The 26,360-nt window shown below is 65.4% G+C and carries 32 protein-coding genes and 1 pseudogene; 18 read left to right on the top strand and 15 right to left on the bottom strand.

The genetic code is table 11. The features are described from left to right. Nucleotides 1–57 precede the first annotated feature (57 nt). The gene (locus J2X34_RS04820; protein ID WP_429516257.1) at nucleotides 58–957 is read left to right on the top strand and encodes an ABC transporter ATP-binding protein; all 900 of its coding nucleotides are present in this window, start codon (nucleotides 58–60) and stop codon (nucleotides 955–957) included. After that, a complete protein-coding gene (locus J2X34_RS04815) occupies nucleotides 954–3,281 on the top strand; it encodes a hypothetical protein (RefSeq protein WP_429516256.1) in 2,328 nt (775 codons plus the stop codon). The genes J2X34_RS04820 and J2X34_RS04815 overlap by 4 nt, the downstream gene beginning before the upstream one ends. A 218-nt stretch (nucleotides 3,282–3,499) precedes the next feature. On the opposite strand, the pseudogene aspS reads toward J2X34_RS04815, so the two are convergent. Next, nucleotides 3,500–4,373, bottom strand: a pseudogene (aspS, locus tag J2X34_RS04810) (aspartate--tRNA(Asn) ligase). 185 nt (nucleotides 4,374–4,558) lie between these two features. Here aspS and J2X34_RS04805 point away from each other — a divergent pair. Beyond that, nucleotides 4,559–4,714, top strand: coding sequence for a hypothetical protein (locus J2X34_RS04805; RefSeq protein WP_174907154.1), 156 nt, complete (start codon nucleotides 4,559–4,561; stop codon nucleotides 4,712–4,714). Between the two features lie 128 nt (nucleotides 4,715–4,842). On the opposite strand, the gene J2X34_RS04800 is transcribed toward J2X34_RS04805, so the two are convergent. From J2X34_RS04800 to J2X34_RS04770, 7 genes are all read right to left on the bottom strand, one after another. Then, nucleotides 4,843–5,262 (bottom strand): hypothetical protein, encoded by a 420-nt coding sequence (locus J2X34_RS04800; RefSeq protein ID WP_429516255.1) that lies wholly within the window; start codon nucleotides 5,260–5,262, stop codon nucleotides 4,843–4,845. A 100-nt stretch (nucleotides 5,263–5,362) separates the two neighbouring features. Beyond that, complete coding sequence (locus J2X34_RS04795) at nucleotides 5,363–5,614, bottom strand: WhiB family transcriptional regulator (protein ID WP_429516254.1); 252 nt, start codon at nucleotides 5,612–5,614, stop codon at nucleotides 5,363–5,365. Nucleotides 5,615–5,639: 25 nt separating this feature from the next. Further along, a complete protein-coding gene (locus tag J2X34_RS04790; RefSeq protein WP_429516253.1) occupies nucleotides 5,640–6,017 on the bottom strand; it encodes an HNH endonuclease in 378 nt (125 codons plus the stop codon). 417 nt (nucleotides 6,018–6,434) lie between these two features. Continuing rightward, nucleotides 6,435–7,208, bottom strand: a complete 774-nt coding sequence (gene lepB, locus J2X34_RS04785; RefSeq protein WP_114722404.1) for a signal peptidase I — start codon at nucleotides 7,206–7,208, stop codon at nucleotides 6,435–6,437. Between the two features lie 144 nt (nucleotides 7,209–7,352). Further along, nucleotides 7,353–7,664 (bottom strand): integration host factor, actinobacterial type, encoded by a 312-nt coding sequence (gene mihF, locus J2X34_RS04780; RefSeq protein ID WP_114722405.1) that lies wholly within the window; start codon nucleotides 7,662–7,664, stop codon nucleotides 7,353–7,355. 82 nt (nucleotides 7,665–7,746) lie between these two features. Beyond that, nucleotides 7,747–8,736 carry an alpha/beta hydrolase gene (locus tag J2X34_RS04775; RefSeq protein ID WP_429516252.1) on the bottom strand — a complete coding sequence of 330 codons (990 nt, stop codon included), beginning with the start codon at nucleotides 8,734–8,736 and terminating at the stop codon, nucleotides 7,747–7,749. Nucleotides 8,737–8,756: 20 nt separating this feature from the next. Beyond that, on the bottom strand, nucleotides 8,757–9,983 hold the full coding sequence (locus tag J2X34_RS04770; RefSeq protein WP_429516251.1) for a lipase family protein: 1,227 nt from the start codon (nucleotides 9,981–9,983) through the stop codon (nucleotides 8,757–8,759). Nucleotides 9,984–10,613: 630 nt separating this feature from the next. On the opposite strand from J2X34_RS04770, the gene J2X34_RS04765 reads away from it, so the two are divergent. From J2X34_RS04765 to J2X34_RS04745, 5 genes are all read left to right on the top strand, one after another. Beyond that, nucleotides 10,614–10,751, top strand: a complete 138-nt coding sequence (locus J2X34_RS04765; protein WP_258557949.1) for a hypothetical protein — start codon at nucleotides 10,614–10,616, stop codon at nucleotides 10,749–10,751. 433 nt (nucleotides 10,752–11,184) lie between these two features. Then, nucleotides 11,185–11,445 carry a hypothetical protein gene (locus J2X34_RS04760; protein WP_147283523.1) on the top strand — a complete coding sequence of 87 codons (261 nt, stop codon included), beginning with the start codon at nucleotides 11,185–11,187 and terminating at the stop codon, nucleotides 11,443–11,445. Next, nucleotides 11,442–11,696: a hypothetical protein gene (locus J2X34_RS04755; protein WP_114722410.1), complete on the top strand. Its 255-nt coding sequence runs from the start codon at nucleotides 11,442–11,444 to the stop codon at nucleotides 11,694–11,696. Before J2X34_RS04760 ends, J2X34_RS04755 begins: the two co-directional genes overlap by 4 nt. 201 nt (nucleotides 11,697–11,897) lie before the next feature. Beyond that, nucleotides 11,898–12,383, top strand: coding sequence for a hypothetical protein (locus J2X34_RS04750; protein WP_147283524.1), 486 nt, complete (start codon nucleotides 11,898–11,900; stop codon nucleotides 12,381–12,383). Nucleotides 12,384–12,428: 45 nt separating this feature from the next. Further along, nucleotides 12,429–12,848: a DUF2628 domain-containing protein gene (locus J2X34_RS04745; RefSeq protein ID WP_114722412.1), complete on the top strand. Its 420-nt coding sequence runs from the start codon at nucleotides 12,429–12,431 to the stop codon at nucleotides 12,846–12,848. A 77-nt stretch (nucleotides 12,849–12,925) separates the two neighbouring features. On the opposite strand, the gene J2X34_RS04740 is transcribed toward J2X34_RS04745, so the two are convergent. Beyond that, nucleotides 12,926–13,273 carry a hypothetical protein gene (locus tag J2X34_RS04740; RefSeq protein ID WP_114722413.1) on the bottom strand — a complete coding sequence of 116 codons (348 nt, stop codon included), beginning with the start codon at nucleotides 13,271–13,273 and terminating at the stop codon, nucleotides 12,926–12,928. Between the two features lie 66 nt (nucleotides 13,274–13,339). Here J2X34_RS04740 and J2X34_RS04735 point away from each other — a divergent pair, with 66 nt between their 5' ends. The 5 genes from J2X34_RS04735 to J2X34_RS04715 all read left to right on the top strand — a co-directional run bounded on the left by J2X34_RS04735 (nucleotide 13,340) and on the right by J2X34_RS04715 (nucleotide 16,077). Then, nucleotides 13,340–13,825: a hypothetical protein gene (locus J2X34_RS04735; RefSeq protein WP_429516250.1), complete on the top strand. Its 486-nt coding sequence runs from the start codon at nucleotides 13,340–13,342 to the stop codon at nucleotides 13,823–13,825. 119 nt (nucleotides 13,826–13,944) lie between these two features. Beyond that, nucleotides 13,945–14,364, top strand: a complete 420-nt coding sequence (locus J2X34_RS04730; RefSeq protein WP_429516249.1) for a hypothetical protein — start codon at nucleotides 13,945–13,947, stop codon at nucleotides 14,362–14,364. After that, nucleotides 14,318–14,836, top strand: coding sequence for a hypothetical protein (locus tag J2X34_RS04725; protein WP_429516248.1), 519 nt, complete (start codon nucleotides 14,318–14,320; stop codon nucleotides 14,834–14,836). Before J2X34_RS04730 ends, J2X34_RS04725 begins: the two co-directional genes overlap by 47 nt. Before the next feature lie 251 nt (nucleotides 14,837–15,087). Beyond that, complete coding sequence (locus tag J2X34_RS04720; RefSeq protein ID WP_114722416.1) at nucleotides 15,088–15,402, top strand: hypothetical protein; 315 nt, start codon at nucleotides 15,088–15,090, stop codon at nucleotides 15,400–15,402. A gap of 141 nt (nucleotides 15,403–15,543) precedes the next feature. Beyond that, entirely contained in the window at nucleotides 15,544–16,077 is a 534-nt protein-coding gene (locus J2X34_RS04715; RefSeq protein ID WP_429516247.1) for a hypothetical protein, read from the top strand. Here the strand turns inward: J2X34_RS04715 and metA are convergent. After that, nucleotides 16,058–16,972, bottom strand: a complete 915-nt coding sequence (gene metA / locus J2X34_RS04710) for a homoserine O-acetyltransferase MetA (protein WP_114722434.1) — start codon at nucleotides 16,970–16,972, stop codon at nucleotides 16,058–16,060. The two genes, J2X34_RS04715 and metA, sit on opposite strands and share 20 nt — an antisense overlap. Before the next feature lie 191 nt (nucleotides 16,973–17,163). Here metA and J2X34_RS04705 point away from each other — a divergent pair, with 191 nt between their 5' ends. After that, nucleotides 17,164–17,310, top strand: coding sequence for a helix-turn-helix domain-containing protein (locus J2X34_RS04705; RefSeq protein ID WP_397484723.1), 147 nt, complete (start codon nucleotides 17,164–17,166; stop codon nucleotides 17,308–17,310). A 10-nt stretch (nucleotides 17,311–17,320) separates the two neighbouring features. On the opposite strand, the gene J2X34_RS04700 is transcribed toward J2X34_RS04705, so the two are convergent. Further along, a complete protein-coding gene (locus J2X34_RS04700) occupies nucleotides 17,321–17,563 on the bottom strand; it encodes a hypothetical protein (RefSeq protein ID WP_429516246.1) in 243 nt (80 codons plus the stop codon). Between the two features lie 378 nt (nucleotides 17,564–17,941). Here J2X34_RS04700 and J2X34_RS04695 point away from each other — a divergent pair, with 378 nt between their 5' ends. Continuing rightward, entirely contained in the window at nucleotides 17,942–18,901 is a 960-nt protein-coding gene (locus J2X34_RS04695; protein WP_174910357.1) for a COX15/CtaA family protein, read from the top strand. A gap of 1,079 nt (nucleotides 18,902–19,980) precedes the next feature. Here J2X34_RS04695 and J2X34_RS04690 read toward each other — a convergent pair. Both J2X34_RS04690 and J2X34_RS04685 read right to left on the bottom strand, forming a co-directional pair. Continuing rightward, nucleotides 19,981–20,391 (bottom strand): hypothetical protein, encoded by a 411-nt coding sequence (locus tag J2X34_RS04690; protein WP_114722438.1) that lies wholly within the window; start codon nucleotides 20,389–20,391, stop codon nucleotides 19,981–19,983. Between the two features lie 376 nt (nucleotides 20,392–20,767). Next, entirely contained in the window at nucleotides 20,768–21,256 is a 489-nt protein-coding gene (locus tag J2X34_RS04685) for a hypothetical protein (protein WP_429516245.1), read from the bottom strand. Between the two features lie 380 nt (nucleotides 21,257–21,636). Here J2X34_RS04685 and J2X34_RS04680 point away from each other — a divergent pair, with 380 nt between their 5' ends. Further along, a complete protein-coding gene (locus J2X34_RS04680) occupies nucleotides 21,637–22,056 on the top strand; it encodes a barstar family protein (RefSeq protein WP_429516244.1) in 420 nt (139 codons plus the stop codon). A 254-nt stretch (nucleotides 22,057–22,310) separates the two neighbouring features. Here the strand turns inward: J2X34_RS04680 and J2X34_RS04675 are convergent, their stop codons facing one another. Together J2X34_RS04675 and J2X34_RS04670 are read right to left on the bottom strand one after the other, a co-directional pair. Further along, entirely contained in the window at nucleotides 22,311–22,967 is a 657-nt protein-coding gene (locus J2X34_RS04675) for a hypothetical protein (protein ID WP_429516243.1), read from the bottom strand. 90 nt (nucleotides 22,968–23,057) lie between these two features. Next, nucleotides 23,058–24,389, bottom strand: a complete 1,332-nt coding sequence (locus J2X34_RS04670) for a hypothetical protein (RefSeq protein ID WP_429516242.1) — start codon at nucleotides 24,387–24,389, stop codon at nucleotides 23,058–23,060. A 1,006-nt stretch (nucleotides 24,390–25,395) separates the two neighbouring features. On the opposite strand from J2X34_RS04670, the gene J2X34_RS04665 reads away from it, so the two are divergent. Both J2X34_RS04665 and J2X34_RS04660 read left to right on the top strand, forming a co-directional pair. Then, entirely contained in the window at nucleotides 25,396–25,767 is a 372-nt protein-coding gene (locus J2X34_RS04665) for a hypothetical protein (RefSeq protein WP_429516241.1), read from the top strand. A gap of 213 nt (nucleotides 25,768–25,980) precedes the next feature. Next, on the top strand, nucleotides 25,981–26,355 hold the full coding sequence (locus tag J2X34_RS04660) for a hypothetical protein (RefSeq protein ID WP_147283530.1): 375 nt from the start codon (nucleotides 25,981–25,983) through the stop codon (nucleotides 26,353–26,355). Nucleotides 26,356–26,360 lie beyond the last annotated feature (5 nt).

The raw sequence follows: 26,360 nt of genomic DNA, 5'->3' as shown, positions 1-26,360 counted from the left end.
GTCACCAGACTCGGTCACACGTGCCGGCCGGGTACGCAGGACGCCGACTAGCGCTTGATGGTGATGCCCTGGTCATCGATCTGCGCGGCGCAGTCTTCCTGTCTCATGTTTGCGGTCATTACGCGAGCCCAACGAGCTTCCACAAAAGCCGGACGGCCGGTATGGTCGGTGGTTGCGGTTTACGCCCTCGTGATCCGAACGCATGTTGTTGGGCTAGTGGGTGTCTCGGGCTTCGTTGCCAATAGCGAGCTTGAAATCAATGAAGCGGGGGTGGGGAACATCAAGCGGTTGATGCTCTGCAACGTGTCCAAGCAGTACGATCCGGTGGGCCCGTTGGTCCTCGACGGTGTCAATGCGAGTTTCGATGTGTCCCGGCTGTACTGCGTGCTCGGTGCGTCCGGCAGCGGTAAGACCACGTTTCTCGAGTGCGCGTCGGGGTTGGCTCAACCGTCCTCGGGCAGTGTGCGGCTCGCCGGCATCGACCTGACGCTCCTGCCGGACCGGAAGCTCGCCAAGCTCCGCAGATCGGAGGTCGGGTTCGTCTTCCAACAGCACTCGCTGATCGAGTCGCTGCCGGTGATCGAGAACGTCCTTCTGCCGGCTCGACTGTCGGGTGCGCCGATGCGGGAGATTACCGCCAGAGCGCAGGATCTACTGGGGAGCGTCGGCCTCGGAGACCTCTCCTCGCGGCTGCCGGGTGAACTTTCGGGCGGCCAGAAGCAGCGCGTCGGGATCGCGCGGGCGCTGGTGATGCGTCCGTCCGTGGTGTTCGCCGACGAGCCGACCTCGGCGTTGGATGACCACAGTGCGGCCGAGGTGATGGCGCTCCTACGCGACTTGTGCGTCGTTCATCAGGCGACCGTGATCGTGGTGACCCACGATCCACGGGCGGCCCGAGCCGCGGACGATGTGCTGGAACTGGTCGACGGCGAGTTGACTGCCCGAGCGCAGCTATGACCGGCGCGTCGATCATCGGTCAGTCACTGCGGCGCAACGATTCCGCGGCCTGGCGGGCGGTCGCGTTCGTCGTCTTCACGACCGCGTTCGTGTGTTCGGCCCTCGGGGCGTTGCTCGGACTGTTCGCGTCCACGAAGCCGAGCACCGATGGAGCCTTTCGTGCCGACACCGCGGCCTTGGTGTCGACTCCTTCGTCGTCGTGCTCGGCAGCAGAGGTCGAGACTCGGCTGCAGAACGTGGACTCCGCGCTTCGCGCGACACCGATCACGATTCGCCGCGCGACCGTCGATGGGGTTCCCACGTTGCTGGTCGGCCGCTCGCTCACCGAGACGATGACCGTCGAAGCACGGCCACACACGGCGGACGTGCGACGCGTCGAGGGGTTGGCGTATTCGGTCGACACCGAGGTTGCTCGCAGCGACCTGCTCGCGGCCGTAGTCGTCGACGATGACGTTCTTCAACGACTCGCCGGGAGCGACCGCGCGGCTGCGATCGCGGTGGCAGGGGCAGGGGGCTCGGCGGCTGCGGACACCGCCGGTGTGGCCGCGGGCTGTGGTTGGTTGGCATCGAACATCGACACGGCGGCGCGCGACCTGGGGATTGTCGAGACACCTGATCTCGCAGGGGCATTGGAGGCAGTTTCGACGATCACGGGGTTCGTTGTACTCCTCGCTGTGGTTGTGTTGTCATCGCTGATGGCGCTCGTGACCGTGCACATGCTGCCGGCGTTGGCGGTGGTGCGCGCCGTCGGCGCCAGCCGGGTGCAGACGGTTCGGCTGCACCTGCAGACGTTTCTGGGTGCCGCCGTGATTCCGACCATCGTTGGTCTCGTGTGCGGCGTCCCGGCGAGCTGGGGCCTGCTCACGTTCTTGCATCGCACCGGAGTCGTCGACCCACGTGTCGCGTGGCATCTCGGATTCGGGCTGTTGGCAGGAGTGCTGTTGTCGGGACTGGCGGTGCTGGTCGTCGCAGTTCTGTCCGGCAGCGTCTCGATGCGTCGGGTCTGGAAGTGTGCGCCGTCGGATGCGTTGCGGCCTCCTCGCCGGCAACGCTCCTCGCGGACGAAGGGGCGACTCATCGGCGGGCTGATTCTGATCGCGGCCAGCGCGACGATGATCGTGCCGATGGTTCTGTTGGACCGAGTGTCCGGGGCCATGATCGGGTTCTCGATGGTGATGTTGCTCGCGCCCATCGCAGCGTTGCTCGCGCCGTGGATCGTGCTGCCGCTGGCCAGCCTGATGGGCGCCGGATGGGTGGTTGTCGATCGTCGGCTGGGCAGACTCGTTGCCGACGACATCAAGTTTTACGACGGGTTCATCGTCTCGGTGGGTACACCGGTCCTGGTTGCCGTAGCCCTTGTCTCGTCCTTGTTCGGGTTGCAGCCGACCCTCGGCGCGGCATACGAGTATCAGGCGAGCGAAAGCACCGTGGGCGTGGAGGCGTCGGGAGAGCCCGCCACCGATTTCGGGGATGCGCTCATTCGTGAGCAGATCCCCGGCGCTGACACCCCAGACGACGCCGATTGGACGGTGGTGGGCGTGCCCTCCGCCATGCTCGCAAGTGGTCTGCTCGATCCCGGCTGCACCACCGGGGCCGCGATAGGCCTCGAGGCCGATGAGTTCGCAGCGTCGACGTCTCTGGCAGGCAAACGTGGTTGGGACGTGGGCCAGCAGTACCCCGTCCCGCTACCGGACGGGTCGACACAGACGTTGACGATGCGGTTCACCTACGACCGGGACCTGATCTTCGGCCAGATACTGATGCCGAATACGACGGTCGCCGCGGCCAGCTATGCGCCGTACTCGGCCGCGCGCCTCGTCACCGGTGCCAACAACGCCGGAAGCACGGCATCGCTTGGCGGCTTGAGCGCTCAGGGGCGGGTCGAGGTTGATCCCAGCTCCGCACTGGTCATTGCGGTCCTCGTGGTCTACTGCGCCGCTGCGCTGTCCGGATCCATCGTCCTTGGTGTCTATGGCCGCAAGAGCGCGCTGCACGCACTGCGTAGGCAGGGCACGACACGTGCGCAGCGGACGACGCGGTTGATCGTCGAAGTTACTGCGGGGGTCGCCGCAGCTGCCGTGATCGCGATCCTTGCCAGCCTGCTGACGCTCTTCCCCACAGCGGCGCTCGGAGCGGGTGTGGCCACACTGCGGCTCAGTGGCTGGACCTGGGTGGTCAGCGTGGGCGCCGTCGTGGTCGCAGCCGCAGCTGCGGTGATCGGCTATCGCTCCGTCGAACCAGTGAGGTTCCCCCGGACCGGTGGACGCCAAGACAGCAAGATCGCCCACCCAACCGAGGGCATATCACCAACTCGCGCACCATAGGGTCGTTCACGGGTGGACACGGAGTCGGGGCAGCATCTCGAATGATCGATTGGACTCGCACGAGTTTGCCCGAAAATAGTGGTGCCATCAGGCGTCGTCCGTTCCGTCTTGCGTGGGTATCGCCGGGTATGTCGAAGAATGATGTCTTGCTTCAAGTAGTTGGCACCGTGTCGAGCTTGGGGCGGTGCGGGCAAGTCCCGCCCGCACCGCCGGTGCTGTCAGGGTTGGACGCGGTGGATGTCCCGGGGGAACAGGGTGGCGTAGCGGATGTTGTCGGCTTCGAGTAGTCGTGAGACAAGTCGTTCGAGGCCGATGGCGAAGCCGCCGTGTGGGGGCATTCCGTGTGACATTGCTTCCAGGTAGGAGGAGTGGTTCGCGGGATCCTCGCCCCTGTTTTCGAGTGCTGAGACGTAGTCGGAGTGGTTGTGCAGACGCTGTCCGCCCGTGACGAGTTCGAGTCCGCGGAAGAGCAGATCGAACGAGTTGGTCCAACGGGGGTCGTCGGGTTGCGGGTGGGTGTAGAACGGCCGCTTCGCGGACGGGGTAGCCCTCCACTGCAAGGAAATCCGAGTCGAACTCCGCCTTGGCCCACTTCCCCAGGGTGCGCTCGTGCTCCGGCGACAGGTCAGGTTCACCCAGGGGGGCTCCGACATGTTCGAGCGCGTCGGTGAAGTGCAGGACCGGCATTTGCTCGGGGACCGCCGGCAAGTCCATGCTCAGAGCATCCACGTCGTCGCCAGCGGTGTCGCCGATGTGGTCGATGACGGCAGCGAGCGTGTCCCGTAGTAACGCGAGGACATCGCGGTGATCGTCGATGAAACCGAATTCGACGTCGAGGGAGATGTACTCCGCCAGGTGCCGGGCTGTGTCGTGTGGCTCCGCCCGAAAGACCGGTCCGATCTCGTAGACGCGTTCGAACACCCCGACGAGCATCTGCTTGTAGAGCTGGGGTGACTGCGCGAGGTAGGCGGGCGAGCCGAAGTAGTCGACCGTGAAGACGTTGGCTCCGGACTCCGAAGACTGGTCGACAATCTTGGGGGTCGTGACTTCGGTGAAGCCTGCCTCGTCGAGGTGCTTGCGGAATCCGGCCATGGCGGCCGCTGCGATCTTCCACACGGCCTGGCGTGTGGGGTGGCGCCAGGTCAGTCCGGCAGGTTCGCGACTTCGTCACGGATCGCAGGGTCGGTCACCACGACCTGCGCGAAACCGGAACAGTCTCGGACGACGACAAAAGTCACGGTCGCGAGCCGATCGCGCGCGGGTTGACCGTGGACGAGATGGTCGAACGCTCGAGCGTGTCCCGAGAGGTGTACACCGCAATCGAGAACCTCGCGCACTCCGTCGACATTCGCGAGTTGAGTGCTCTGGCACCTGTCCTCGGGCTCACCGCCGCGGAGGTGCTCGATTCAGTGCAGGCTGCCGGGCTCGAGTAGGGAGCCACCTGGCGCTGCTTCTGATGCCCGATAGCCGCTGACGCTCGCGGGGATGGCCCGATCCACTGAGACCTCCGAAGCTCGGATACGGAGGGTTAGCTGCGCGGGCGATCGGCCGACACTGACGGCTACAGCCTGCGGGGGTGACCGAATTTGGTTGCCGCGACGGTGAGTGCAATTGCGCTGCCAAGACCGATCCATAGGAGCCCGGCGATCGGGTAGTAGAGCAGCCACAGCGCGAACCGGAGTTGGATCAGGATGAAGGGCGCCAGCGCGAGCGCGCGCAGCGTCGGGAGTCTGTCTGCGCGGTACAGGACTTCGGCTAGTAGACACACGACTGTGAGGACGGCGAAGAACGGTAGGTTGATCCACTTGAAAGCGTTCTCCCAGTACGTCTCGCCAGATTCCCAGCTCATTCGTTCGGATGCGTAGTAGCCCATGAGAACCCCGGCCACCCAGTAGAGGGTGGGCCCTGAGGCGACACGCACAGAAAGGCGCTGTCTGCGTTCGTCGTCGGCAGTGCCGGATGCTCGGTCGGGGCTACCCATGGCTGGACCGTAGTCGACACGCGTACGCAACCAGCACGCGCCTAGCGGGGTGAACCTGGAGCACCTGGTTCACCCCGCGGTTGGCGAGCCGTTGCGTCAGCTACCGCGCGATGCGGCCGCGCCGGTACTCGCGCCCGCCCCACACACCGGACTGGCGGGTGGCGGCCGCGTAGGCGCCGCACGCCGCCGCGATGGGGCAGCGGGCGCAGACGCGGGCGGCATAGTCGAAGTCCTCGCTCGGGTCCGGGAACCATCGGTCGGGGTGGCGGTCGCCTCGGCAGGCGGCGACGTCCCAGTCGGTGGTGTCGTCGGTGGCCGGCAGCAGGTGAGCGAGGGTCATCATGGTGGTCATAGGTAGTGCCTCCTTTCAAGGCGATTCACGGGGTGGGGGCCAGGTCGCGCCAGATCGCGCGCTGGCGCTTGAGGTCGGCTCGGGGTGCCCGGGGGATCCACAGCAGCGGCATGCCGGCCTCCTCCGGTGTGCGGTCGGCCTTGACCTGGTTGCAGGGGGCGCAGGCGGCGACGAGATTGCCGTACGACTCGTCTCCGCCTCGACTTTTAGGGAACACGTGGTCGACGGTGTCCGTGCCCTTGCGGCCGCAGTACGCGCACCGGTAGTGGTCGCGCGCCAGGATCGCGGGGAACGTGGCGCGGGTGTCGTCGTCGACGACTGGCCGGGGTGGGGTGTGCACGTACTCGAGTAGTTGGATCGTGCGGGGGAGCGGGTACGACGTCGAAGTTCTCGTACGTGGCATTGAGCACGTGGACGCGGGTGTTCATCCAGGTGCGCGCGGTGATCGCGGTGGGGGATGTGCGGGCCATGACAATCGACAACCTCGTTCTCTCACAAAGGGAGTGGCGGGTTCTCGAGGTGTGCGCGGCCCGTGCCGGCCTGGGTGGGCCGGCGGTTCACCGGAAGGCGACTACACCGTCGGGGCGCGCACGCCCCGAGAAGTGGGGCGTCAGAGGACGCGGAATCCGGCTGCAGTGCCGGGCTTTTCGGAAATCCGGTCCAGGCGCTGAATCAGCGGATGCTGCATGCACTGTGAATACGTGTTGGCGTACATCCGGCTGTTCCTTTCCTGATTGCGTGACGGCTTCCGGCGGTCCAGTGTGCCACGACTCGAGGCGTAGTCCGAGGATTTGTTGCAGCACGCGCCACCGCGGCCGTCCTATTGCTGCGGGTCGACCGCGTGTACGACGCCCAACCGTGACGGTGGGAGCACGATCAGTCGGACCTTGCCAACGATGTCCGACACGGGAACCGCGCCGTGGAAGTCGTCGTTCATGTGGAATCTCGAGTCCTTCGAGTGGGCGCGGTTGTCGCCCATCACCCACACGCTGGCGTCGGGCACCACCACCGGACCGACGAACACACCCTGACACGGGACAGCGTTGCCGGGTGATGTGCGACTGTCGATGTACGGCTCGACCAGCGTCTTTCCGTCGACCTTCACGCCGTCGTCGCCGGGTAGACACTGCACCGTCTGACCAGAGACGGCGATAACGCGTTTGACGAGATCGTTCTCGTCCGGCGGCACCAGGCCCACCACCGAGCCGACATTCTGAATCCCGCGCAGAACGGGGTTCTCCGATCGCCGCGACCGATAGTCGTCGTTCCACGAGGGTGGCCCCTCGAACACCACGACGTCTCCCGGCTCCGGGTCACCGAAGCGGTACGCGATCTTGTCCACCACGATCCGATCTCCAGTGCACCCCGCACATCCGTGCAATGTCGGTTCCATGGATTCCGAGGGAATGAGGTAGACCCTGCCCACGAACGTCTGGAGCAGGAAGCTCAAGACCAGTGCGACCGCGACGAGAATCGGAAGCTCACGCCACATAGAGCGGCGCCGCTGTCGCCCCGCGCCGTGCTGAGGCCCGCCGCCTCGGGCATCCGATTCCGGGTCATCAGATGCACGGTCAGTCCCCCCAAATTTCACCATCCGGCAAAAGTATTCGACGAGTGGCCACCAGGACCAGTAGGCGCGACTCTGCGGGCGCCGAGCACAGGTGGGTCGACCATGCAATGAAGAAGGGGGCCTGCGAGCAGTTCACAACCGCTCGCAGGCCCCCTTCAGGCTGTCGGGTCAGCCGAGTCGTTCGAGGAGTCCGGCGCGCTGGTTCGCACCGAGACCACCCATCCGGCGGGTCTCGGAGATGCCGAGGTCGGTGATGATCTCGAGGGCGGTGGCCTTCCCGATCTTCGGCAGCGATTCGAGGATGTAGAAGACCTTGGCGCGGCTGACGGTCTCGTCAGTGCCAGCGCGGCCGAGGACCTCAGCGAAGGTTGCCTTGCCGGTCTTGAGTTCCTCGCGCAGCGCGGCTCGTGCGCGACGGGAGGCGACGGCCTTCTCGAGCGCCAGGGCGCGCTGTTCGGGGGTGAGGGTGGGCAGTGCCATGTATCCGTCCTTCGTGGGAATGTCTCGCCTGGTCAGCGTCGTGTGCGACGGTAGTACGCACCTCTGACAGGAACGAGTGCCGTCACCAGGCGCCCAGGGTGTTCAGGATCTGGCCGCGGGCCTGCCACAGTTCGGCCGACCAGTAGGACCACGCGTGGGTGCCGTTGACGGGGAAGTTGTAGGTGGCCGGGATGCCGAGGGTGTTCAACCGGACCTGGAAGGCGCGGGTGTTGATCAGCGAGATCGCCTCGAGGCCCATCGCGGTCGCGGTATTGAAGTATGAGATCGGTGTATCGGGATGGTCGTACACGCCCGGTAGGCCGCTGGCCGCGGAGATGTACAGCGACAGTCCCCGCAGTTGCTCCGCGGACACGAACGGGTCGTTGCGCATCCACTCCGCGCTCCACGGAGGTCCCCACATCGAGTCGACGTTGTAGCCGCCGGCGTCGAGCATCGCGACGCGGATCGCCGAACGCATTCCAGGCGCGGAGATGTGCAGGTATCCCGAGAGCGATCCGGCGAACTTGAACTGGTCGCGGTGCCATCCGGCCAGTGTGAGCGCGGCTGAGCCGCCCATCGACAGCCCAAGGACGCCGTTGTTGGTCCGCGACACACCTCGGGTCGCGAGATAGTCGGGCAGTTCCCGCGTCAGGAACGTCTCCCACTTGTAGGTGATCTGCTGGCCGTTGAAGTTGCTGGGCGCGTACCAGTCCGAGTAGAAGCTGGACTCGCCGCCGACCGGCATCACCAGGGTGACGTTGTCGTTGCGGAACTGGTCGAGCGCGTTGGTCTCGAAGGACCAGCCGTTGCGGTCGTTGCGAGCGCGGAGGCCGTCGAGCAGGTACAGGGCTGCGTTGCCGCCGCGTGCGGCCCACTGGATCTGCACCTTGATCGGGCCCATGCTCGAGTTCACGAAGACCTCTTCGTAGCCGCCCGCGGGTGCCCGGTGGGCGACGGGTACTGCTGTTGCGGCGGGAACGGAGACGCCCAGCAGGGAAGCCATCGCGACGGCTGCTGCGCTGACAGTCAGCGCTGCTCGTCGCCACCTAGTTCGAATGTTCTTCACGCTCATGGTTTCTCCCGAGGATCTGGTCAGCAGGTGGTGGTGGTCGGTGTGCCCGCGAAGCGGTCTTCGAGGAACTGCACGGCGTCGGGGAGACCGAGGACCGCCGCGGACAGGTGGTCTGGGCTCCACACCGTCTTGGATTGGACCGGCACCCCGGCGTCGCAGTAGCGGCGCATGGTGGTGGTGATCGAGTCGACCGGGATCAGTGCGTCCTGTCCGGCGTGCCATTCGAAGACGGGGGCGTTCGGCACCGATGCGGTGTGTTCGACACTGTTGTGGTCGAGGACCGCCTGCACGGGTGCAGATCCGAGCAGTTCGGCGCTGCTGGATACCTCGCGCACGCTCTTGCCAGCGCCGGAGGCGATGATCTCGTTCGTGCAGGCGTTCACGATCCGGTCCCGCAGCTCGAGCCCCGCCTGGTTGAGCTGGCTGGTGACCGGCATCGCGTTGGGGTACTCGCGCTCGAGGCCGAGCGCGGCGGCCATCGCGAGCCCGAACGCCGGATGAGGATTCTCGCCGAGCGCAGTGGCCATCTTGCCGATGTTCAGCGGCGCACCACCGTAGGCGCTGCCGGCCAACCGGAGTTCGGGGGCGTAGGTCGGGGCGAGCGCCGCGGCCATCGCAGTCGCCATCCCGCCGCCGGAGTAGCCGGCCATCCCGACCGGGCTGCCCTTCAGCTCGAGCGCGGTGTGGTTCTGGGCGGCGCGGATCCCGTCGAGCGTGATCTGGCCACCGAGGCGGGCGGCGCCGTACGCGCTCGTCGGACCCAGATGGTCGGGGATCGCCACCGACCACCCCTTCTGCAGCGCCACATTCAAGCCCGGTGCTTCCCGGATCATCAGGTTCGGATCCGAGGTGTAGAGCGCCTGCGACGGCGCACACTCGAGCCCGAGCGCATTCACGATGTGCTGGAACGACAACAACGGACGCCCGGGGGCGGCGTCGCGCGGCGACAGCACGGTGGTCACCGCGGTGATGGGGTCGCCCTGCGAGTTCGTCGACCGGAACTTCAGCTGCACCGCGGTGGTGTCGATGAACCCGGCCGGAGCAGGCACCACGCGGGAGTCGATCACGTCACCCGGATGGCGGGACTCGAGGTCACCGGGGCTGCTGTAGAAGCTGTCAGCGAGGGCGGCGGGGTAGACGACCGGGCTTGCAGCCGCCTGCGGGGTGACCGCGACCGCGACCGCGGCCGCAGCCGCTGCAGCAACACCGATTCGTCGGGCACGGGAGGGCGTGGATTGGGGGAGCATTCCTCGTCTTTCATCGTTGGCCCAGCACGCGCTGCACCGCGCCCCGACACGGGTGCATCACGAATGGCTGGGGGGTCCACCTGCACACGCAGCGCGGTGGCCGAGTCAGACCACACGGTCTGCATCAACCTCCGACCGAGGCTATCAACCTCGGAACCGGCTGTGACAGGCCGATATTGGATGCTTGCCTGAGGTCGGGCTGCGCCGCCGCGCCACAGTAACGCCGGGGTTCTCCACGCCGATATGTAGGGGCGGTCTCGCCGACCCAATGCACGTACGGCGCCGCCTACTGCGTTGGCAAGCCGACGAACTCGCCCGACAGTGAGCTCCCACACAGCCGGAGCGATCCAAACTCCCGGCTCCGGAGTGAGACACTCGACGCCTGTATCGGAATCGCCCTGACCGGCGATCGGTAGGGGAGGAGTCCACTGATGTCGGCAGAAGGGTTTGGGGGCGCGTCCTCAGTGGCGCAGGACCGGGCACACCTTCTTTCCCTACGCGGCGTTCGTCGACGGGCGGTGGTGGGTTCTCCGGTTCAACTGCTTCCCGGATCATCCGCTTTGGACGCTGTTCATAGCCGATAGGTGCCGATTCGACTTCGATGACGAGCCGACAGGGTGGGGGATCCGCATGGCGGACGAGGCGCCGCTACTCGAGGGCCACGCGGCCGCAGAGGTGCTCGCTCCTGTCCAGGGCCTGGCCCGGTACGGCAGCGAGGTCGGCGACCCGTGTGACGACTTCCTCTGTCCCTGCGCCTGGCGCGAGTGACGGTCTCCGGGAGGCGGCGACCCTGATGCAGGACGCCGGATCCGGTCAGGTCGCCCATCGTGATCCAAGGCCGCGGCACACGAAGCCGCGGAAAGTGGTTCTCATACTGAGCAATTCAGCTCCGCGACGGCCCATCAGCGGCAGCAATCGACCGTGGTCGCAGGCCACCACCGGTGTCCGGTCTGCCGGATTCTGGCGGCTACGATTGGTCTCGGGGAGTGCGCTCCGGGTCGAGGACGTGCCCAGGGGGCAAGAATCTGGAAGTGCGGGTGGGGGAGTTGCCCGAAAGTCACGGCATGTGGAGTGCCGGGGGCTCACGGATCGCGATGATCTGCGCGGCCGCCATGATCGCTGTGCCGGCGCCGCTGTTGATCGCCGGCCTCGTGTCACCACCGACCGGAGCTCCAGCACCGGACATGTGGAGGGCTGCGAAGTGCTCTCGATCCGGAAACCCGGTTGGGTCCGCGGCAAGGAATCGGCGAAGATCGGCACGACCTGCGGGACTCTGTCGACCCCGCAGAAGGGCGCGATCATCGACAGTCTGACCATCGGCGGCGTGTACGACTTCGACCTGCTCATCAACACCGTCAACGGCTCGACCGCCCGGATCATCACCCGGTCCACGCCACAGTCGACCCTCGAACACCTGCAGCGTCAGTTGCAGCAGCAGTGGCAGGAGGTGTTTCCGAAGTGAGGACCGTGGCGCAGTGGATCGGCCGGCATCAGTTCTTCACCACGATGGTCATCGCCGTGACCGCTCTCGGTGGTGGTGCTGCCCTCAGTACCACCGCGACCGAGGAGCCTGCGACCCGCACCGGGTGCACGATCGACGCCATCAACGAACCCCCAGGGGTGCGACGGGACACGCTGGTCAAAACGTCCTGCGGTGGACTGCGATCACCGAACCGGACCGTCACCGACCGACTGCAGGTCGGCGGAACCTAAGACTTCGATGTGACCGAACGCGTCGTGTGGTTCGTTCGAACCACTCTGATCGACGACGCCCGACTGTCGCGGTAGCCCACTGGGTCCCGTCACGACCCCAGGCAGATCTACCGCCGACATGACCTACGTCGTCATCCACCAGCCGCGACTGCCGGCACCACGAAGTACGGTCGGGTTTCACACATCACGGGAGAGGACACTATGAGGCGCCCGCATGCCGTAGCAGAGGAAAACAACTGGTTAGGTGAGGGAGCGCTGACCGATGCGGAGTTCACCGAGGTGGTCGAGCACTTGCGTGTGGTGTTGCCTGCATTATTGGGGGAACAGTGGACCGATGCTGTGTTCTCCGGTGACGGGTACGTGGTCACCGAATCCCCGAGGAGCGCTGGCGGGTATTTCCGCGGCTATCGGGGTGTTCGCAAGACCGCCCAGGGCTACGAGGTGATGTCCGGCGACGAGCGCGGATCCGAAGGCTTGCTGGTCACGTTCAACCGGTTCGAGGACGCTGTGAAAGGCTATGCCGCGGACGTCATCAGCTCGATTCGGTCGGACCACGGCTCGGCAGTGTTGCGTGGATGTGGAACGGCACAGTTGGCCGCATCGTCGTCGGCTGCGATCGAACTGCGGATCCCAGGGACCCGTGCGTGGTGCTGGATTGGCTATCGGTGGCTGGCTGGGGAACGATGAGCCGGCAGTTGAACGCTGTCGGGGAGAATCAATCAAGGGGTGGGGATGTCGATGTCTGGCGTCAATCCGGAAGTCGTGGAGCTCGGTGATCTGACCGACCTGGACGACAAGTGGCGGCTGCGGTTCCAGTTCTTCCACGAGCACGGGTGGCAGGGGCTGCTCAAGCCGAATCGCGCATATCAAGAGGCGCTCAAGGCGTTGTCGTACCGGCAGCGAAATATCTTGACATTCAATGGGTTCGCGTTCTTCTTCGGCGTGTTCTACATGATGCACCTGGGGATGTGGCGCAAGGCCGTGACCCTGTTCGTCGTGGGAGTCGCCCTCGGCGCAGTGAGCCTGCTGCTCGACCTCCCCAACCCGTTAGACGTGGGGTTGACCTTCGGCCTGTGCGGGTACATCGCCACCCGCGCCAACACCCTCTACTACGAATTCCGAGTTCTCGGTCGACACACCTGGGGGCTGTAGCTCCTGCGCGGTGGGCGGCCCCAATTCCCAGCTGCAGGAAATTGGGGCTGGGGCCACTTCCGTGCTCGCGGCTCGGTTCAGCGGTGCCAGCGATTGCGTTCACGCATCCGCGCCTGGTGCTCCTGGAACCACACCTTCCGTTTCGCCTGCCAGAGGTCTTCCTGCTCTAACCACGGGCCCCGCGCGGTCAGCTCCCGTTCCTCGAGGACCGCCCAATTGATCGAACCCTCCTCGAGCACCGATGCGACGGCGTCCGGGGTGCCATCGGCTGCACGAACCCGCTTGAGGGACTCCTTCGGGTTCCACGCCGGACAACCATTCGCGCGCAGCAGATTGCTGGCCGCCTGGCTGTCGTCGAACCATGCGACGAGCCGGTGGTCGAGGTCGTAGGTGTCATGCCAACCCCGCCAGTGCCGAACCTTCACCTGATCAGCGGGGCGCGACCCGTCCTTGATGAATTGCCGGAACTGGATCGGCCCTAGAGTACGGTGGTGGCGGTCGAGCCCATTCCACGTGGCGCGGGCGAACTGCTCGGGGCGGGTCGTCGAATACGCGATCTGGACGTCGACCGATCACAGCGACTCGATGAGCCTGCGACCGGACAAGATCGGCGTGGCGAATCCGAACGCGCGATGGACGGCGTGCCAGTCGCGGTCACGGGACCGGTCCGTGGCCAACAGCGGCTCGAACCCCCGCATCGAAGCGATGACCCCGTGTCGAAGACCGAAGCCGAGCAGATCCTCGCCAGCCCCGAAATCGGAGGCGCGATCTCCCGGACCGTCATGCGCCGCGGGCATGGGGAAACGAACGGCGAGTACCACTGGGAGAACGATGCTGACGCCTCCGACGCGCAGGTTCAGCAGCAGTGCCCGACCTGCGGCCGCTGGGCGTCGATGACCTCATCGCACAGGTGCCCCGTCCCCGGGTCGGAAGCGGTCGACGAAGGGATGAACGACCTGGCCACGCAGGCGATGTAGCGTGCGGAAGCGCGCGCCGCCCGCGCAGCAGGGCTCGAACCTCCTGCGAAGCCGATGGCCCGCTCGAACCTGATGACGCAGCGCGAATACCGACTCGCGGGCACCGGGGAATCGCGAATGTGCCACCCGCTCAGGATGTCCGCGCCGTCATCGAGGGCGGCAAGATCGCGTCCCCGTCGCTGAGCTTCCGCTACCCCGACGCGACGGTGACCGGTCAGGCAACGATCTGGCGCGACGAGTCCGGTATCGACGTCGCGTCGCCGCTCAAGGAAGCGGGCGGCAACGGGATGCGCTGCACCTGCAGCACATACGCACGTACCGGCCGGTGCGATCACATCGCATCGTCGCTCCAGACGATGGCCACCGCGTACGGCGTCACCTACACCGGCGATACCGGGCTCCGGCCGGGTGTCTCGCTGTCCGATCGCCGTCGCGAGCGAACCTCCGACGCGGCGATCGACAATCGACCTATCGAAGGTGCCGCTCGAGCGGATGAACTACTCGCGGATCCAGAAGCTCCGGAATCAGCGGCAGGGTGACCACGTGCAGGGGCTGTTCGAGAAGGCGCGGCGTGGGGATCCGATCAGCACCCCATCGGTGAAGCCGCCGCGGGATGCTGAGGGCAACTGGGTGGCGTGGCCGACGACGTTCGAGCGGGCGGGGATGGGCGACGCGAACTCTGACCGCACCACGGACCTGAACGACACCGCGGACGTGCAGTACCGGCTCCGAGCGGCGCTGTTCGCTCGGACTCGCAACCACTACTCGGTGCTGCGGGATCGCGACGGCGGCATGCGGATCACCGTGCCGAAGGCGCGGCGAGGCAGGGACGGCACCATTCCGCCCGTCGAGCGGCAGCGGCTCGTCGACAGTCTCGGGATCCCGGCGCACCAGTCCCGCGCTGATGGTGTGTACATCCCGGCGGACACGTCGTGGCGGCACGAGATGCTCTCCCGCGCATACGGGGACAACCCGCAGCCGGTCCGCGCGGCCCACTACACCGTTGCGTAGTACCGCGTAGGTGACGCCATTCGGGAGGTGCTGGCGGCCGCTGCTGGGTGCCCATTCGTCGCCGTCGCTGCTGTCCACAATCCTGCAGGCAGGAAGGGGAGCGCACCACGGCGCCGCGAACCAGTCCATCCGCAGCGTCAGGCAAGTTGTAACACGTTCTAGCACTGAAACATTCATGCGATTCGGTCCGTAGTGTTGGATGCATTCACGACGGGGAACTCACCTCATCTGACACGCCCCAGGAGGCCACCATGGGTATCGCAACGCTGACCTCGACCGCCGTCGTCGTCGATACCGCGTCGGATACGGGGCTGTACCGGCTCGATCCGCCGATCGTCGGGGACGACGGAAAGGCGCACGAGTACGGTGCGGCGATAGTCACGCCCTTCGGGATCCTCGTGGACGTGTGGGCGGCCCACGAGGACGGCAGCCTCGTCCTGGACGATGACGGCGACTGGGTCGCACTCATCAACTCCACTGCCGCGCCGGGAGCTCGACCCACCGTCGCAGGTGAGTTCGAGTCGGCGGGGTACCGGGTCCACAGCCAGGAACGTGCGGCGTCGTAGCCCGGCCCGGGCGCCAGGGGTAGTCCCAAGCTGCCCACGCCAGCGGCTGGGCGAGCGGAGATGGCGTGTGGGAGACAATTCCCAGGCGGGCCCGTCAGCCCGTGGAGGACGTGGACGCGTCCAGGGGAGGGAGTGGCGCCGATGGCATCGCTGTTGGTCTTGATGGTGATCCTGTGGCTGTGTATTCGGCTGGTAGCAATCGGATTGCGATACTGGCGTCGACGCGCTGCTCAACGCGCGGCAGAACCAGTCGCCGCAGAACCAGTCGCTGTAGTAACCGACGTTGAGTCACACGCGGCGGTGTACGAGGCTCATCGACGGCACCGCTGGGACGTCACGCGGCGGCAGTACCACTCGCGCCCAACGTGGACGTTCGCGCTGACTGACGGCGTCGAAGACTGGGCGCAAGGCTGGATGACGGGCGACCTGGCGCATGCTCCGTACAGTCGCGACACCGAGTGGTTGTGGGCTGACGAGTTCGGCATCGATCCATGGCGTGAATCCGTCGAGTTTGAGCTCTTCGAGCGAGCGATCGCCGACGGAATCATCCAGGTCCCGACACCCGGTCACCTCATGTACGCCGAAACGTCATACGAACCCCACCGGCGGATAGCCACGCGCATATCGGAATTGTTGAGGGAACTGGCTCAGCCGGTCAGACCTCGCCTGGAATGAACGGTGTCTCCTGGTAGACGCAGTAGTTTAGCCAGTTGGAGTACAGCAGGTGCCCGTGGCCGCGCCATCGGTTGAGCGGGATGGCGGTGGGATCGTCGCCGGGGAAGTAGTGCGCCGGAGCTGGGACCGGCAGTCCTTGCTCGCTGTCGCGGCGGTATTCACGTGCCAAGGTGTCCGCATCATATTCCGGGTGACCGGTCACGAAGATCTGGCGGCCGTCCGCGGTGGCTGCCAAGTAGACCCCGGCCTCCTCGCTCACCGCCAACACGTCGACCTCACCGGTGGCCTCGATGTCGGCGGCGTAGACATCGGTGTGCCGTGAGTGCGGCGCTAGGAACTCGTCGTCGAACCCGGTGACGATCGGCGACCGCGCGCCAGTGATCCGATGGGAGAATACACCGGAGATTTTCTGTGGGACTTCGTGTTTGCGGACACCGTAGTGGTGGTAGAGGGCCGCTTGCGCACCCCAGCAGACGTGCAGAGTCGACTGCACGGCGCTGCGGGCCCAGTCAAGGATCTTGGTCATCTCCGGCCAGTAGTCGACGTCCTCGAAGTCGAGTTTCTCGATCGGCGCCCCGGTGATGATGAGGCCGTCGAAGTGCATATGGGCCACGTCATCGAAAGTTGAGTAGAACGATTCGAGATGCTCTGCAGAGGTGGTACGCGAGACATGGCTGGCCATGTGCAGCAGGGTGATCTCGATCTGCAGCGGATTATTGCTGAGCAACCGCAGCAGCTGCGTCTCGGTGCTGACCTTCATCGGCATCAGATTCAAGATGGCGATCCGGATAGGGCGAATATCCTGTTGTCCAGCCCGCTCGTCGGACATGACAAAGATTCGCTCCGCCTCCAGGATGGTCCTGGCGGGAAGATCGCGCGGCACAGTGACAGGCATCGCCCAGCAGCTTAGTCCGCCTCCGGTTGCCGACAGGGACCGGAGCTTCAATAGCTCCAGCGGCGCGTCGCGAGAACAACGTCGCAGGACAATCTGTCCACATAATCGAGCGGGACCTTATCCGGGAACGTACGTCGGCCGGCCCCGCCGCGGCCCGTGCCCGGGGCAAGGTCGGCGGCCGCCCCCGGAAGATGACCGACAGTCGGATCAAGCAGGCCCGCAGGATGTGCGAGAACGGCATGTCCCAGACTGAGGTCGCCGAGATCCTCGGCGTCGGACGCACCACCCTGTATCAGTACCTCGGTCCGCAGAAGAGCCGAAGGAGCACTGATCAGTGAGTGCCGGGACTCAGTAGCTCGCCATGCAGTCGCGGAGCAGGTCAGGCGAGAGTTCGGCGATTGTGCAGGAGATTCTGCGCCAGCCGGGCCCACCTCCGAACTGGTCCTGCGACGAGTCGACCAGCACTTCAACGTCATTCGTTCCGGGCACGGTGCGCAGATAGTACACGATGGGGTCGCCCTCTGTCGTATAGAGGGTGAACGCGAACTCGCCGCTGTCGCGTTCTCGACCGTCCGACAGGCAGCCGATCACCGACGGGGTGAGTGGCTCCTGCGGCTCAGCTCTTGGGCGAGGCGCCGCATCACCGCAACTCGGCAGCGGGGAGCGGGGAGCGCCAGGTGATTTTGGCCGGCTTCGGAGCGGCCGGAGGCTCCCAGCTGAAGTAGACAAGCAAAGCGATGGTGGCGAGAAGGATCGCGAAAGGGATGCACCGCACCGCTACCCGCATCTTCCCCGACCCCATGAGATCAGGCTAATGCCGACGCATCTCCGCCCGGCGGAGCAGTTCTTGATCGGGCTGATGTACAGCTTGCCCCTAATCCGCGCGATGTCATCGGTGGTGGCGGCCGCGAAGCAGGCTGAGGTCTGCTCGGTACGTTGGTTCGGTATCGCCAGCAATACGAGGGGGTTGTGGTGACGCCGTTGTCGTGGCTTGCACGTCGCGTGTCGTTCGGGTGGGGGAGTCTTCGGGTCGCCGCGACCGCGACGGTTGTGACGAGTGTGTTGATCATCGTCACTGGTGGTGTGGTCCGCGTGACCGGCTCCGGTTTGGGCTGTCCGACATGGCCATCCTGCACCGGGGAAGGATTGGCGCCCACGCCCGAGATGGGGATCCACGGTGCCATCGAGTTCGGCAACCGGCTGCTGACGGTGGTGCTGTGCGTCGCGGTCGGTGCGTTGATCATCGTTGCGCGCTGTCAGCGAGAGCCTGATCGCGCGGTACTGCGGGCGGCGTGGCTGCAGTTCTGGATCATCGTGCTCAACGCACTCGTCGGCGGCGTGACGGTGCTCGCCCGATTGAGCCCGTATGTTGTTGCGGCGCACCTCATTGCCGCAATGCTCTTGCTGACGGCGGCTGTGTATACGTTCGAGCTGGTCGAGCGGCTGGACAGATCCACCGCTACTGCGACCGCCGATCCGGCGCTGGCAGTGCGGGCACGGTGGTTGGTCGCCGCGACCGCAGTGCTGGTGGTGATCGGTACGGCGGTGACCGGATCGGGCGTCCATGCCGGTGATTCATCGGATGTACATCGGATGCCGTTCGACTGGACGACCATGGTGATCATTCACGCGGTGGCCGCGGTGGTCACGTTTGCTGTCGCGGTCTCATCGCTGCTGATCGCGCGCCGTTCCGGTGCCGACTCGGTCGCCTCCCGCGCCAGCGTGTTCATTGCACTGTTGCTCGCGCAGGGGTTCGTGGGTGTGCTCCAATCCGTCGGTGTTGCTGCCGAGGCCCTCGTGGTCGTGCACATGCTCGGTGCCGCACTGATCTGGGCCGGCGCACTGCGCGTGCTGTTCGCGACCGACCCTGGCCTAGGCGGCAGCCGCGCGGCATTCCATGCGTCCGTCGCGGAGACCAGCCGGATATGAGGCAGACAGACTGATCAGAGAGCTGTCGCAGCGTCGTCACGGCCAACCGGGCGGGCGGAACTGGTCGAAGATGCCACTATCTGCCCAGGATGCCAACTTCGATGACGAAAATGCCAACTCTGTGACGAGTTGCCAACAACGGTGACCATTCACAGCGGTGTGAATCGTCATCGAAGTTGGCATTCCCCGGCGCTCTGACCTGCGGTGTGACAACTAGCGTGACGACGACAGGGCGCGATCGTCGTCATCGAAGTTGGCATTTGTTCGCGGCTGTTTGTTGGCGAACTAGGTTCAGTGTCGGCTGGCATCTCCGCTTCTCGACCTCGACGACGAACCACTGGGGTGATGGTCGCGTCGAGCGCGTGGCTCGCACCTACGTGATCGACCGCGTCGCCGGCTACCGTGACGAGTTTGGGTGATAGCACTGCTGCTACGCCCACGTCGTATCCGGCGCACAGCGCGGGATACCAGTTGGGCAGTCGTGATGACGCGCCTCGTTCGTGCGCGTGATCGAAGACCGCATGCGCAAGCCACCCGCCGGCTGTCAGGCGGGCGGCCCACTGCTTCGGCAGGAGGATCGCAGCGACAAGAACCGCCGTCGTTGCTAACACCGCGGTCCACTCGCGGGTCAGCACGGCCGAATCTGCGGGACGCCCCAGGCGTGCAATTGGGTACACGCCTGCATCGCCTACCAAACCCGCGGCGTAGGCCGTCACTCGGCGAGTTGGACTCTGCCTCGCTAGTGAGCGGTCTGCGGCGATGCTCAGCACGCCACCCGCAGGAACGCAGCGAGACGGACACAGGACCCCCGTAATTCGCTCATCGAGGACCACTGAACCAGAGGGCCGTCTTCGGAGGCGCCCTTTTGCTGAACTTCAGCGGCGCCAACCATCGCCAGCTATCGAGGACGGGTTTCCGAAGGTTGTCGTCAATGCCCCTGAAGATCGCCGTTTACGCACGGTGGTGAGTTGCTCCGGAAGCACTCCGATGCCGGTTCGGTTTGCGAGATGGCGCTGCCAACGGCGGTTGCACCGTCTGGCTGAGGTGAACGCGGGTGGGGTTGCAGGTTCGGCGTGCGGCTAAGCCAAGCGAGACCAGTGGACGCGACCGCAATACGCGAGTAGCAGGGCCAGCAGTGCAATGGGCACAGGTGCCACACGACCGATAGTGAGTCCCGAGGCGTTGTCCAGGAAGTAGTTCGCGTAGGCGTTCGCTATCGCGTCGAGACTGAGAACTGCGGCGCCGATGACCACTCCAGCTCGGTGTCGCCACCACAACAAGATTGCGCACATCGGGTCGAGGACCACCAAACTGGTGAAGAACACTGCCAGCCAGGTTGGGACAGTCGGGTAGGGGTCGGCGGGTGCGCTCAAGATCTGCAGAATGTGGACGACGGTTCCGTACGTAAACACTCCGATCGACACTCGCAGCACCAGCAAGGCGCGCCGCTCGTGACGCGACCACCGGTCCTGAGTCCCGTCGATGGTCATGTTGCCGCAGCATACGGAAGCCCGGAAAGGGGTGTGCGGTATGACCGCTCGTTGCAGTCCTGCTGAGCGCGTGAGCGCGACGCGAGCGTGCGCCGGCGCTCTGCCAACTATGTTGTCAGTTTGCCAACTAGGGCGGCGATTCACGCGGAGAGCGAGTAGCAGCTGTGAATCGTCATCGTAGTTGTCAGTTTCTGGTGCCCTGACCTGCGGTATGGCAACTAGCGTGACGACGGCGGGGCGCGATCGTCGTCATCGAACTTGGCGATTGTTCGCGGCTGTTCGTTGGCTGAACGGACTGTGTCGAGTTACCGGATGAGCTGGTGGAGGCCGGACCCCGGCGCGTCGTCGGGCCCGCACGGGGCGGTCGGCGGGTCGGTCATGGTCTTGGGTGGCGGGGTGTCGGCGGTGGTGGGCTGTATCGGCGTGAGTAGGCGATGTATCCGGCGTATCCGAGCAGCGTCAGTATCGGGAGCATGGTCACGGTCGGCCTGATCCAGAACGGGACGTGTACTCCGGCGGCGGTGATGCCTGATAGGCATGTGACCCCGACGATGATGAGGGTGACAAGGACGCCGATCCACTCGAGGTCAGCGATGAACTTGGTGTTGAACTCGTTCCTGTTCTCGGGCCGTGTCCAGTAGTTCGAGTGCGGTCCGGTCACATTGAAGGCGCGGTCGGGGATCTTGGGGATGTACCACCGAGCGCCACCACAGATCAGTGCTGTGCCGAGGGCGAAGGCGCAGGTGATGGTGACGTACTGGCCGAGGCTCATCCATTCGGTGATCTCTCCGGATCCCTCGAAGTGCGATGGCAGCTGGCCGGGTGCTGTGAGTAGCAGCCAGTTCGTGGCGAGTACGAACGCCACGCCGGATCCGACGAGCGCACACGATGATGGGCGCACGCGTTTCGGTGAGTTCCCCATGCGCGGACCATACGCACCGGCAGCTTCCACTGGGACGCACGGTGATTGCCGATCATGCGGGGATGCGGTCGCGACGCCCGCGCCGGGGCTGTGTGCTTGGTGCGTTGCTGGAGGTGAGGCGGAAGGGATGAGCACGTTGCGCTTTCGGCGCATATGAGACCATTGGGTATGAATATGCAGCTTTGGGAGGTAACGGCGCTCTTCCGGCATCTGCGGAACTATCTCGTCAATGCCCGTCGATTCTTCACGGGCTGGAGTGTCACCGAGATTCCGCCCACTGAAATCCCGCGCCCCGAAGACCGCTGAGCCGACAACGCGCCGACGTGGTCGAGGCGATGACCCTGGAGCGTGGCGTGGGCAGTGCAGTGGAGTACGTCATGGACGGCACACGCATCCATAGGCTGGAAGACGTCTTCGTGGTTGCGGGAGAAGCAGTGCGGGGCGCCGGAGGCTACTTCGGAACGAACCTCGATTCCTTCTCGGACTGCCTGACCGGCGGTTACGGCACGCCGGATGACGGCAACTTCTATTTCGTCTGGGAGAGCAGCGAACGGTCGTGGGAATCTCTGGGCTATTCGGAAACCGTGCGACAACTCGACAGTCGTCTCGAAACATGTCACCCGACGAATCGGTCGAAGGTCCGTGCACAACTCGACCGAGCACTTGCTGGAGCGGGTCCGACAGCATTCGACTGGGTTGTGAACATCCTCGCATTTCGGCGTGTTCGGCTCGACCTTCGATAGCTCAGGCGCCAACAAGGTGACCATCCGCCAGCTTTCATGACGACTCCGCCAACTGAGTGACTATCCGCCAACTACGGTGACCGTTCACGGTGGGTGCGAGTTGCCATCGCAGTTGTCATTTCACGGGCGCTTGACCTGGGGATTGACAACCACGGTGACGAGATCCCCTTGAGGGTCGTCAGGATAGTTGGCATTTGTTCGCGCGCCTGCAGTGCCCACTGAGTCGATGGCGCTACGGGAGGGTTCGTGGGCTGTCATGTCCCGTATTGCGGGTGGGGGTTGATGGTGTCGGCTGTCCAGCCGATGAAATGGGTGTCGGGGACGGGGAAGGCTTCCAGACGTGGGTCGGTGAGGATGGCGTCGATGCAAGCGGCGGTGCCGCCGACGTAGGTCGATCGGAGGTCGATATCGGTTCCCACGCACCAGGTGTGATCGTCAGGCCACCACAGGTTCGCACTGTAGCCGCTGCTCCAGCGATGCGGGGTCTTGCCGAAACGAGCCGCGGCCGCGTCGATAGCCCCGCGCAACACGATCATTCCCCGGCCCGACACATCGAGGTGCTCGATCCCGCGCGGAGGTTCCGCGTCTCCGTATCCGTCCCAGATCGCGAACCAACACGTGTCGGGTGCGGCGGTGTGGTCTTGGAGGATTGATGCGAGGGCTCGGGCCTCCGGTTGAGGTAGGGAGCCTTCTTCCGGATCGTAGCCGGGACGATGGGTACCGGTGATGGTCTGCCAACTCATTGCAGCGTGAGCGATCGTTCCGTGTTGCTCGGCGACGGTTCGCCAGTTGATTCGAGTCCAGTCGTCCCCGCGGCGAAGGTAGACGGGGTGGAAGACACGGGCGTAGGCGGGAAAGACTGGGGGCACGAGGCTTCCGACATCGAACGAACCGCGCCGCAACGCCTCCACGATCCATTGACCAGCGTCCGGACCTGAGGTGAGAGCTAGTTCCTCGGGCGCCCAATGCCAGCACTGTTCGTTTCCGGCCATGCGCTCACCCTAGAGACCAGCAGGCCTGTGGCCGGGGGATGGGTCGTCGAACGCGAGGTCGAGGTCGTCGACGGTCCCGTCCGGGCGGAGGGCGGTTACGGCGCTGTCGGCCAGCCAGACCGTGCCGTCGGCGGTGGCGGACGGCCGCGTCAGGGGAGTGGAGAGGGGCACGACTATCGTCGGCCTGTCCGAGGCCTTGTCGAGCAGCACGAACAGCCACTGACCGGCCTCGCAGGGTGGCAGATCGTCCGGCCCGGTGCCAGGCCACCATCCTCTCCGGCCGATGCCGCGCGGCCGGTACGTGACGGTCCACAGCCGGACGCCGATCAGCCCCAGGCGAAGCCCGTGATGTGACACTGGACGGATCGGCTCGACGGTCAGATCGTCGAGAACTCGGTAGACCATCTTCCGTGTGCACAGCCGCAACGAGTTCGGCGACAGACTCGCTGACGACAGATTCGAATCCAGCTCGAGGATGGGCCCGACCTGCACCGCCCCGTCGGTCGTGATCGACACGAGCCGGCGTCCGCGTGGTTCCGGACCGCTGATCGAAACAGTCAGCAGGAGAAGGAATCCGCCGTCGATGGCCGTGACGGCGTCGACTGTTCCTTTCGGTAGGTCGACCGGTGCCGGGGCGGATCCGGGAACGAGGATACGCGCGGGGCGGTCCAGGATATCGAGTGGCGCGAGGTGGCCGGACCTGGGGTCGCGCCGTAGTCGTTGTTCGGTGTTCCCGATCGCGAGCAGGACCCCGTCGCAGAGGGCGATCTGCGCGGCCGGTTGATCGTCGACACAGGTCACGCCAGCGGCGCCGTCGGGGCTCACCTCGACCCGGTGAACACCGTCGGGGCCTGCGACCCAGCAGCCGGTGGCGTCGGCGACGATGCACCGGCATTGGTCCGGGTCGACAATCGACAGCGGCAGAATGTGCTCGGTGGTCTTCCTCGCGCCGGCGGCGTCGTGAACGTGCGCAAGTAATGGTAGTTCGCGGTCGATCACCCACAGATCCTTGTCGTGCGCCGCAAGCGCGCCCGCCACGACCCGCGGCCGCGGGTCGGCAGGAGGGATGTCGAGATCGAGATCAACCAACGCGCCCTCGCGTCGCACCAAACGCTCACCGCTGCACACCGTCTCGGTGTAGGAGCCATGAGCGCTGAAAGGCGCCTCGTCGACGTCGGTGAAACGGACGCTGCCGGGGACCAACTCGTGAGGCTGCGGGTCCGCGTCATTGGGCCGCGAGGTTGTGGTGATGACCTGCACCCGCGTGACCAGACCTCGAACCTCATCGGCTCCGTACTCCTGCGCGATCAGGATTCCCCGAACCTGCACGTGCCCCGTCATCGGCCGCTCGGCGTCGTACCGCGCGCTCCAACCGTCACCGCGCAGAACAGTCGGCCACCACGGCCGCCCGCCATCCCGAGGAAGATGCGGTCGCTGACCAACCTCTGAATATGCGACCGCGCGTAGCCTGGTGCTGGCCTGATTCGCGATTGCGCCTCGTGTCGTCGATTGCGGGTCGCCGGGACTGGGTGCGGTGCCGAGTGCGAGGCGGACCGCCAACACGGTTCCCACCTTGGGGGGAGGTGTTGCGTCGCAGTCTGAACCGTCCCAGTGGGGGACCCACACGCGTAAGGTGCGTCCATGCGGGTGCGCTGCGCCGCCGGCCAACTCGGGGCCGGACGCGACTCCCTGTGGGTTCGAATTCGATCGTTGTCCGGTCATCGTTCGTGACCGCGCTGTGCATCGATGCTGCCGATAGCAGTTCGGCAGCGCGACAGTCGCTGTAAGACAGAGAGATCCGGTCGATTCGGTCGGCGGAGGCAATGGTGGATATGCACAATTCACTCCCGAGTACTCCGCCCGGAGACGAAGAGAACGAAGCTACACCACACCCAGCGTGACTGTCACGCTCCTCGCCGAACAGAACGGCCTCGACGTGCTCATGTTCCTTTCCAACTCCCATCTGGAACGGTGGCCAGACTGCTGGCACTCGGATTCGCGGCGGTGCTCGGGATGTTCGCCGTCGAGCTGGGGTGATCGGCGCAGGCCGCATAATCATTGGGTGACCGGGGAATTCGGATGGGTCGGCAGTTCCGACACCAGTGTGGCGTCGTGGTTGGCGTCGTATCCGTATCCATACGACACGCCTGTGGGTGGGTGGTTGGAGGACCGGTATCGCCATGGTCTACAGATCCTGCATCCGGCCTACCGGTGGCATGGCGCCGATCGTGATCCGACACCGGTGTCGTGGGCGCAGATCGCTGCCGCCTGTGGCACACGGTTGAAGCCTGGCATCAGTTTCTACGCTGCCGGGTGCTTGGAGGGGCCCGACGAAACTGTCGACGGTGTGTTCGATATGCGACCGGAGGCCGGCTCGATTCCTCCCGAACGGATCGGCGCCGTCTCTGAGCACCTGCACGATGCACATATGGGTCTGTTGTGGGGTCGGTGGGGGACGCTCGTGGATGAGGAGATCATCGGAGCCGCGCGGATCCGCGACGAGGCGGGCTGGGAGTATCTCGTGCTCACCGCGACTCGTGAGATCGGCCAGCACACGATGGTCTCCCGGACGCCGAACTTCTGGTGGCCAGATGATCGTTGGTGGTGTGCCGCTACGGGCGTCGACGAGGAAGACGCCCTCGTGGTGTCCACGGATTTCGCGCAACTCGCTGCGATCCACGCGGACCCGCGGCTGGAGACACAGCTGCACTCTCGCTGATTTGGTCTACGGGCATCGACTCGGCGCACAGGTCACCATGTCTGCGACGACCCCGGGCTGGCGCGGGTCGTCGGCCGGATCACGTAGCGCGGTGATGGTCCGGGCGTCGTTCCCGACTGGACCGGCAGGGAGTGCCCTCGTCATCGACTACACGCGGATGCGGGGACCGCGGGGGTGATGGACTTCTGCCCCGGGCTCGGCCAGGATCAATCCGTGCCCGTGAGAGGGATTCTCGTAGCTACCGCGTGTGTGGTCGTGGCGGTGTCGTGGGTGTTCCTGGTCGTCGACGGGGTCGTCGAGGGCAACTGGATGCAGCTGTTCTGGCAATCCCTGCTCGCGATGATGGCACTCGACTGGTGGCGCGATCGTCAGGGAATGCCGTCCATGCCGGGGGACACGCCGCGTCAACGGCTCACATCCGGGGCGATCGCGCTGGTGATCGGCGTCGGAGGCGGCGCGATGGTCGTCACGCAGGACGCATTACTCGGGCGGATCGACGGGGGAATCCTGGTCGTAGTAGCCCTCGGCTTCCTCTACCTGATTCTGTCGAGCATTCGCGCGACGAACCCTCCCGCCGAACCGGCGTAAACCGC

Origin of the sequence: Rhodococcus sp. BE178 (assembly GCF_050433545.1) — a bacterium.
Classification (GTDB): Bacteria; Actinomycetota; Actinomycetes; order Mycobacteriales; family Mycobacteriaceae; genus Prescottella.
Note: the sequence above shows the minus strand (reverse complement) of the source record. Positions and strands in the feature narration are given on the sequence as shown.